Source organism: Psychrilyobacter sp. (assembly GCF_037132775.1).
Taxonomy (GTDB): Bacteria; Fusobacteriota; Fusobacteriia; order Fusobacteriales; family Fusobacteriaceae; genus Psychrilyobacter.
The window spans coordinates 1-8,516 of the sequence record NZ_JBAHZY010000097.1 but is presented as its reverse complement, the minus strand read 5'-3'; the positions used below and the strand labels follow the sequence as shown (position 1 = coordinate 8,516).

At 32.1% G+C, this 8,516-nt stretch carries 7 protein-coding genes; 3 read left to right on the top strand and 4 right to left on the bottom strand.

Annotation, left to right across the window (positions count from 1 at the left end; all coding sequences use genetic code 11):
* Window positions 1–144: 144 nt before the first annotated feature.
* The 4 genes from V5784_RS06440 to V5784_RS06425 form a co-directional block, all read right to left on the bottom strand.
* Window positions 145–291 carry an HTH domain-containing protein gene (locus tag V5784_RS06440; RefSeq protein WP_336888212.1) on the bottom strand — a complete coding sequence of 49 codons (147 nt, stop codon included), beginning with the start codon at window positions 289–291 and terminating at the stop codon, window positions 145–147.
* 317 nt (window positions 292–608) lie between these two features.
* Window positions 609–1,655 (bottom strand): reductive dehalogenase domain-containing protein, encoded by a 1,047-nt coding sequence (locus tag V5784_RS06435; protein ID WP_336888211.1) that lies wholly within the window; start codon window positions 1,653–1,655, stop codon window positions 609–611.
* A gap of 55 nt (window positions 1,656–1,710) precedes the next feature.
* Complete coding sequence (gene rarD / locus V5784_RS06430; RefSeq protein WP_336888210.1) at window positions 1,711–2,607, bottom strand: EamA family transporter RarD; 897 nt, start codon at window positions 2,605–2,607, stop codon at window positions 1,711–1,713.
* Between the two features lie 233 nt (window positions 2,608–2,840).
* Window positions 2,841–4,214, bottom strand: coding sequence for an alanine/glycine:cation symporter family protein (locus V5784_RS06425; RefSeq protein WP_336888209.1), 1,374 nt, complete (start codon window positions 4,212–4,214; stop codon window positions 2,841–2,843).
* Between the two features lie 311 nt (window positions 4,215–4,525).
* Between V5784_RS06425 and V5784_RS06420 the strand changes: the two genes are divergently transcribed.
* The 3 genes from V5784_RS06420 to V5784_RS06410 all read left to right on the top strand — a co-directional run bounded on the left by V5784_RS06420 (window position 4,526) and on the right by V5784_RS06410 (window position 8,316).
* On the top strand, window positions 4,526–5,905 hold the full coding sequence (locus V5784_RS06420; protein WP_336888208.1) for a tyrosine phenol-lyase: 1,380 nt from the start codon (window positions 4,526–4,528) through the stop codon (window positions 5,903–5,905).
* Between the two features lie 421 nt (window positions 5,906–6,326).
* On the top strand, window positions 6,327–6,845 hold the full coding sequence (locus V5784_RS06415; RefSeq protein ID WP_336888207.1) for a helix-turn-helix transcriptional regulator: 519 nt from the start codon (window positions 6,327–6,329) through the stop codon (window positions 6,843–6,845).
* Between the two features lie 1,174 nt (window positions 6,846–8,019).
* Complete coding sequence (locus tag V5784_RS06410) at window positions 8,020–8,316, top strand: hypothetical protein (RefSeq protein ID WP_336888206.1); 297 nt, start codon at window positions 8,020–8,022, stop codon at window positions 8,314–8,316.
* Window positions 8,317–8,516: the final 200 nt, after the last annotated feature.

Genomic DNA, 8,516 nt, shown 5'->3' with positions numbered 1-8,516 from the left:
TTTCTCTTTCTGTAAAAGCTTCCAAAACGATCTTAAATTTAAACTTAGAAGAGTAAGTTTTTCGTGTATTCATAATCAAAATCCCCCATATTGTTTTCTTAAATTATACCCTATTTTTTTGCTTAAGGTTAAACACTCTTTGTATTAATTTATACGACCATTATAGTACTCCTCAATAAATTTCTTTTTAAATTCAAAACTGTATGCAATTGATTTATTAGAGATCTTGAGAATATTTTTGTTCTTAGTTAACTTACTGACTTCTTTATCAGAAAATAATTTTTTAGACATGTCTTCCCCCTTTAAATTCTTATTTAAAAAATTGTACCAAAAAAACCATGAAACAGACACTTTTTTATGTGTGTCCAGTTTCATGGTTACAGTTTAATTAGGAGTGTCCCTTTAATGTTGATTTTATTGGGTTAGTTTATGAAAGTTACAAAATGCTTATTTTGGAACTTTCATGAAAGAGGTTAATAAAATATCGTAAATCCATCTTTATAATTTTATTTATATTTAAATTATTTTTGTTGCATGATATTTCTCCTAGTTTTTTAGGATATTCTATCACATTTAAATTGTTGCACTAGAACCATTTTTTATCTTTTCTACTTCATTATATCCAGTCTTTTTTTTATATAGTTTCGCCTTCCATAGAGACTCTTAGATTCCTCCAGGAGTTCCTTTCTTGCATCTTGATTCTTCAATTTTCCTCTATAGTGGGTATAAACCTCCTGGCTGAGAGGACAGGAACTAAGACAAATTCCACAATCGGTGCCCACCCTTTTCCAAATCTCGTAACACTTCTCCTGATCCGTTTTCCACCTATCAACCTTCCTTCCCTTAGGTATTGCTTTCCCCGGACAGTTTTTAGCACAGACACCGCAGTCCTCACAGAACTCCTGAATCCCTGCATGGACCCTTTCATCGGGCTCCATGGGAAGATTGGTAGTTACAACTCCCAACCTGACCCTCGATCCTTCGGCTTCAGTCACCAAAAGTCCATGGCGTCCTAACTCTCCCAGTCCCGCTTCTCGGGCTACTAAGGGAGCACACACGGTATAGTTCCCATCCACGTGGGCTCTAGCATTATACCCCAAACCCCTTATATACGCTGCTATCCACAGGCCTATAACTGCCGCATCCATATAACCTTTGGTTACCGCAATGACCTCTTCAAAATTGGGAGCTCTGTTTATCATATCCCTTTCCATCTCTACCGTATAGGCGATGGCATAGGCGTGGCTGTCATCCACCTCTTCACCGTAGTTTTCAGGATGCCTTCCCCTGTGACTATAGTAAAATTCTTTTTTCATGAGGGCCATACCACCTTTACCTCCCAGATATTCGATGAATGCCTTTATCTTTTTGGCGGACTTTTCTGGAGTTATTTCTATTCTATCAGGAGCGACTTCTCCTTCTGCAAGACTTCTCATATTTTCAAGAAGACTAAATCCCGCTTCTACAAAGGGAGCCGCCACTTCATTATAGGTTCCTGTCCCCGGACTGCACATACCGGGCATTGCTCTCAGCCTGTCATCTTCCTCTTTTTTTTCAGGATTTCTTCCATAGTAATCTTCGTATTGGAGTGTTCCCTCTCTGTATGCCATCCTGGCAAAGATAGTGTCCCTTTCGTCTATTCTTTTGCTCCCCATATCCACTTCCCCTTCTTTGACTTTTCTTTTCACAATATTAGCTCATCTTTTATTTTTAGCTGTTTTCTAGTTTGCATTCTTTTTCTTTTTCTTTTTCTTTTTTTCTAAAAAATGGAATCAGAAACATCACTATTGCTCCCCAGATAATGGTAAAACTAACGAGGTGTATAGTAGTAAAAACTTCTCCATAGAGAAAAACTCCTATCATGAGAGCTAAAGTAGGATAGAAATATTGAAGAATGGCTATATCAGAAAATTTTGCCATCTGTGCTCCTTTTACAAAGAAAAGCAACGGTACAACTGTGACTCCTCCAAGAAGAATAAGGTATATGATCTGTCCTTCCACTATGGGACTTGGTCCCTTACCTAAAAATAAAAAACTTATGGCAAAAGGTAGAGCCACGGTCATCTCAAGGGTAAGACTTATGAAGGGATTTAAATTTATAGTTTTCTTTATACCTCCATAAACTGCAAAGGATATAGCTATAAATACTCCCCAGAGAGGTATTACGCCACTTCCTACTGTAAGTACTACCACTCCAATAAATGCAAGAACTATTCCATATTTCTGGAGCCTGTCTATTTTCTCCTTAAAGACCAATAATCCTGTTAGGGCCATGAGAAGGGGACATATATAATATGCTAGACTTGCCTCCATTATCCTATCTGAAACCATGGTATAGGTATAAGTTCCCCAGTTGATGGAAAGAGCTATTGCTGACAGAATTATTTTCTTCATAGTTTTTTTATCTTTTAATACTTCTGTATACTCCCTGAATCTCCCACTTACAAGAAGATAGATGCTCAGGGACAAAAATGATAATATTATCCTGTAGTTGAGGAGTTCAAAGGCCGGAATTCCCTTTAAATGTCTCCAATATATGGGAAGTATTCCCCAAATAATATATCCTATTGCTGCAAAGATTATCCCTTTCCTCTCTCTTCCTTCCATGCTTTTTCCTCCCTTAATCCATATGCTTTTACCTGTCTTATAAAAGACTATACATTTGATTAGATGTATTCACAAGTATTTTTTATAAAAAGGGACTCTGAGTAGTACCTAAAGCTAATGGGAATTAGATTTTATTTTGTTATTTTTGAAGTGTTGCACTTAATTTGGCAATCTAGAATTAAGAACCGATGATATTTTTATACCTTTGGCATAAAAACACCATCAGTTATATACTATATTTTCTCTATCTTAGTAGAGCGTTTTTTAGAAGGCATATGATTTTCTTCATAGTCGGCCAAAGAATCTAAGGCTATTTTACCTAGAGGAATTATGGCAAAAAGGTTTAAGACTGTCATAAGTCCTACTCCCATATCTGCAAGAGCCCAAACAAATAGATATTGGCTTAATCCTCCCACAAACATCATAGAAAGAGCAAAGATTTTATAGAGGTTTTGAGCAAATTTACCCTCAATGATAAATGCTACATTGGATTTTGCATAGAAAAGAATACCTAAGAAAGTGCTGAAAGCAAAAAGTAAAAGAACAATTGCAATAAAGATAACTCCAAATTCCCCTAGATGGTATCTCATGGCAGACTGTAAAAGAGTCATTCCTGTTTTTCCTTGAATAGCAGTTTTATCTGCAAGTAAGATAACAAATGCAGTGGCACTACAAATAACAAGAGTATCTATAAAAACTCCTAAAGATTGTATTAAGCCTTGTTTTGCAGGGTGGCTAACTTCAGCAGCGGCGGCGGCACAGGGTGCACTTCCACTTCCAGCTTCATTGGAGAATAATCCTCTTTTTATCCCAGCCATGATAACAACTCCAAGTCCACCACCAACGACTTGCTGTACACCAAAAGCATTTGAAAAAATACTAGCAAAGACAGTAGGGATAAGATTAATATTTGTTATTATTATAAAAACAACAACAAGTGCATAGGCACTCGCCATTATTGGAACTAACTTATCTAAAACTTTAGCTGTTTTATTACTTTTTCCAAAGATTATTATAGTTGCAGCTATTACAAGTACAGAAACAGTATAGATCCTAGGGATATTAAAGGCGTTTTCAAAGGATTCGGTCACTGAATTGGAAACTATCTGACTTATACCCGCCCAGCAAATAAGACCCGAAATTGCAAAAAGGATTCCCATCCATCTTTTCTTGAGAGCCTTCTCCATAAAATAAGCCGGACCTCCCCTGTATCCTCCTTCTGGATCTTTTTCCTTGTAAATTTGAGCTAGGGTACTCTCGATAAATGCAGAAGAGGCACCTACCAGTGCAACAACCCACATCCAGAAAACAGCACCAGGTCCTCCTATAGAAATAGCAGCAACGACTCCAGCTAGATTTCCCGCTCCGATTCTAGATGCTGTAGATATACAAAAAGCCTGAAATGACGAAATGGTGTTCTCATCTTCAGACTTATTTTCATTTTTTTCCAATATAATTCTAATCATTTCTTTGAACAGCCTTACAGGCATAAATTTCGTTCTAATTGTAAAGTAGAGTCCAGTAGAAAGTAACATAACAGCTAAAAGGTTTTTGCCCCAAAAAATTCCATTGACAAAATTAACAATATTTTCCAAATAATTCAGCATATTTCACCATCCTTTTCGATAAAAAACAATAAAGTTGTAGAAATCATACATTTGAAGTGTAAAATGATATTTTTTCGAATTAAAATATCAAAATAAATATTATGTTATTTTATAATTACCCTAAAAATAATTAAAAAGCAAATTTATTTGTAACTAATAACAAATAAAAAAAATATATATAAACTATTGACAAATAAAAAAAATGAGGTAATATTGAGGTATAGGAATACACAAATAGGAATTAAAACATCTAAAAATATCGTTTTTAATATCATTTTATAAAATTTTAAAATATATTTAGGAGGTTTTTTATGAAAAAAAGATTTATGCCGGAGCCATTTAAGATCAAATCTGTGGAAACTATGAGTTTACCAAATGAGGAGCAAAGAAAGGTAGCCATTGAAGAAGCGGGATACAATACTTTTTTACTGAAATCTAGTGATTGTTATGTTGATTTATTAACTGACTCAGGAACCAATGCTATGAGTGACAAGCAATGGGCAGGTCTTATGTTAGGAGATGAAGCTTATGCAGGAAGTAGAAACTTCTATCATCTTGAAAAAACAGTAAAAGAATATTTTGGTTTTAAGCATATTATCCCAACTCACCAAGGAAGAGGAGCAGAAAATATTCTATCTTCTCTGACTATTAAAGACGGGGACTATATTCCTGGAAACATGTATTTTACAACAACTAGATTCCATCAAGAAAGAAATGGCGCTAAATTTAGAGATGTAATATGTGATGCTGCACATGACCCTAGTAGAGAAGATATTCTATTCAAAGGAAATGTAGACCTAAAGAAATTTCAAGATCTTATTGACGAAGTAGGAGCAGAGAAAATACCATATATTTGTTTAGCAGTAACAGTAAACTTAGCTGGTGGTCAGCCAGTTTCAATGCAAAACATCAAAGACGTATCTGAATTAGCCCATAAAAATGGAATCCTTGTAATGTATGATGCAACTAGATGTGTTGAAAATGCTTATTTTATAAAAGATTTAGAAGAGGGTTATGAAGACGTTTCTATTAAAGATATAGTGCATGAGATGTTCTCGTATGGAGACGGATGTACAATGAGTGGGAAAAAAGATTGTATCACAAATATCGGTGGATTCCTCTGTCTAAATGACGATGATCTATTTCTTGAGGCAAAAGGCATGGTAGTTCAATTTGAAGGAATGCCAAGTTATGGTGGATTAGCAGGAAGAGATATGGAAGCTATGGCAATTGGAATCAAAGAAGCTATGAATTATGATTATATCAGTCATAGAGTTAATCAAATCAGATATTTAGGAGAAAAATTAGCTGCAGGAGGAGTTCCTATGGTAAAACCATATGGAGGACATGCAATCTTCTTAGATGCTAAACAATTTTTACCGCACTTAGATCAAGAAGAGTTTCCAGCTCAAGCATTGGCCGCAGCTATCTATGTAGAATCAGGTGTACGTACAATGGAAAGAGGAATAATCTCAGCAGGAAGAAATAGTGCGACAGGAGAAAACCACCGACCTAAGTTAGAGACTGTTAGACTTACTATTCCAAGAAGAGTTTATACATATGCTCATTTGGATTATGTAGCAGAAACCGTTATAGATTTATATGATAAAAAAGAGACAATCAAAGGATTAGAGTGGGTATATGAACCATCTTGCCTAAGATTCTTTACTGGAAGATTTAAACAAAAATAAATTGAATTATTTTAGAAATAAAAATGCCACCTATATTAAATAGGTGGCATACCTATATTAAAACTAAAATAGGATGGTGATAATTATGTTCCTTGTTAAATTTAAATCAAAATTTTTTCTTGCATTACTTTGTTCTGTTTTAATGGGTCTATTCTATACCATTATGTATTCATGGACCAATGGATTATTGGTAGGAATTTTAATCTACTGTGGAATTTTTTTTTATTCAAAGGAAACAAATAAATAATTCAATATTTTTACCCAATTTGTACAAAAATTAAAAAAAAGTCAAAATTCCTACTAAAATTCAACTATTTATATGTTGTTTTAAAAATGAAATTTTATCATATATATATATGTGTATGTGTATGTGTATGTTATAATACATACATATTTAGTTGATTAAAAAGGAGGAACTGTTTTGAATAGAAAAGGACAAGATTTAAATGTATTTTTTAGAAAACTTTTAAAAGTTTTTAGAGAGGAATTAAACCTTTCACAGAAAGAGGTTGCTAATTTAATCGGAACAGGGCAAGCTAGTGTTTGTAATTTTGAAAATGGAAAAAAGGGGATAACTTTAGACCTTGCTACTAAGTTTTTAAACCTTTTCAAAAAAAGATTATTCGTAGTAGATTCTAGAGAAATACCTAATTCTAAGAGGCCTCTTAGAGTTTTTTATATTGAAAATATTAAAAATAAATTTTCTTTTGAAAATTTTGATGAATTTAGAAGGTGGCTATTTAAGGATTTCCTCAGTGAATTAGTTACTATTCAAATAGATTCTGCTAAGATCTTTGATATTATAAAATTTTATGAAAGAGATTCCAATGGTGATATCTTTCATGTGGAAGAACCTACCCTCACAGAGGAAGGTGAAGATTTAGTAGTTATTTCTCTGACCAAAACCCTAAATAAAGACCTCGACTTGTTCAAAAATTAAAAAAAAGTCAAATCCTGAGATAATATTATGGGAAAGGCATAAGATACCAAAGGATTTGCCTATTCAAAGAATAAATTAGCTTTAAATTCTGATTTTTTAATTTCATCCATTTTGGTCTGTTTTTTAGTTGAGATTCTCATATATCCATAAACCCTTCTCATTATTTTCCCCTCTATCATCTTTATAGATTTTTATAATATTCTATCTATTCTTCTTTATCTTCTCTCTGTTTTCAATAATTCTTTTCTCCAACTTTTCCCTTTTATCTCTATTATCTAGCTTTTTACTAGCCATCTTAATCAAAGACTCTTTTTATAATACAACTTTCACCACTTTAGATTTTGCATCTCTAGACTCCTTTATTTGTAAGGGATTATTAAAAAATATTGTATCTAAATAAATTAGTCCATAGTAGTAATTCAACAAATAATTTTTTGTACATTTATTTGATACTATTTCAATTTTTGTTTGTAACCCTGGTCTTTTTATTGGGTTTCAGACTGTCCGAGGGAGTTAAAATACTTCAAATCTGTTCAATCCTAATAACCCCAGTAATTTTTAGTTATTTAGTTGTACTGATTCACCCTAACTTTATACCCCTTATTATATATATTTTTTTTATTATTTGTCCATTTTCATAATAGTCAATTCATTCACCATTTGGGTGTCCATCTTTATAATTTATTTTAGATTGGAGTTTTCCATTTTTCACTCCATCTTTATAAATTCCTTTACTTTTTGTTAATACCCATATTGATCCTGCTATAAAAATTAATATCATAACTAAGAATAGTTATTATCATTTTTTATACTCTTTTTTAATTTTTTTAAGTTTTACTCAGGGTTAATATTAGCTTTAAATTTGTAAGAAGTCAAAAAAAGTGTTACTTCTATCACTCGATAAAAGTAATATATTCGATTTGTTTTCTAAATAGAATATAAAATTACAATATTATTGACTACTCTAGAATTAAATTTTAAAGGTAAAAGAATTCCTAGTTTTTTATTTAATATAAATCGTGTTATTTTTAACCTAACTCTAAAGCGTGTCAAAAATAGTATTCTTAACTATTTTTATATTGTAATAAAACCTAATAAAATAAGGGATTGATGTTATTAAACAATGGTGATATATTTTAATTGAATAAAATTTAAAAAGGAGGGGATTGTATATATGAAGAATAAAGAAGAATTGAAAAAAGTAGTTTTAAAAGTTTTAAGTCTTGATGAAGATAGAAATAAGATGGAAGAGTATTTATGTAGCATTGATGAAGAATTAGTTTATGAGCTTTATGCAGTATATTATACTGGAAGAGATGGAAAGATTGAATTAGGCAGTATTGATAAAGATGTTGAATATAACTTGAAATGTTCAAAATATCATACTCCAGGGGAGCTATTAGATAAGATAATAGATAATATAATGTTAAATAAATTAATCCCTATAGGTATGAAATTGTTAGAATTATAAATTAAAAGACTCTTTTAGAGTCTTTTTTATTTATAATTTTTAGAAAATAAGGGCGTATCCCAAATTTAGTGTAAATTAATTTTAACCTTCTTAGTTGATAGAGTATAATCTATTAAACTGAGGAGGTTTTTATGGTTAAGAAAAGAAGAAGAAGAGAGGTAGATCCATTAATTGCTGAAATTATGGATAAATATAATATT

Excerpts from the sequence above, each read along its gene's own strand:
- V5784_RS06440 (WP_336888212.1), bottom strand. The coding sequence starts at position 291 with ATGTCTAAAAAATTATTTTCTGATAAAGAAGTCAGTAAGTTAACTAAG.
- V5784_RS06435 (WP_336888211.1), bottom strand. The coding sequence starts at position 1,655 with ATGGGGAGCAAAAGAATAGACGAAAGGGACACTATCTTTGCCAGGATG.
- rarD (WP_336888210.1), bottom strand. The coding sequence starts at position 2,607 with ATGGAAGGAAGAGAGAGGAAAGGGATAATCTTTGCAGCAATAGGATAT.
- V5784_RS06425 (WP_336888209.1), bottom strand. The coding sequence starts at position 4,214 with ATGCTGAATTATTTGGAAAATATTGTTAATTTTGTCAATGGAATTTTT.
- V5784_RS06420 (WP_336888208.1), top strand. The coding sequence starts at position 4,526 with ATGAAAAAAAGATTTATGCCGGAGCCATTTAAGATCAAATCTGTGGAA.
- V5784_RS06410 (WP_336888206.1), top strand. The coding sequence starts at position 8,020 with ATGAAGAATAAAGAAGAATTGAAAAAAGTAGTTTTAAAAGTTTTAAGT.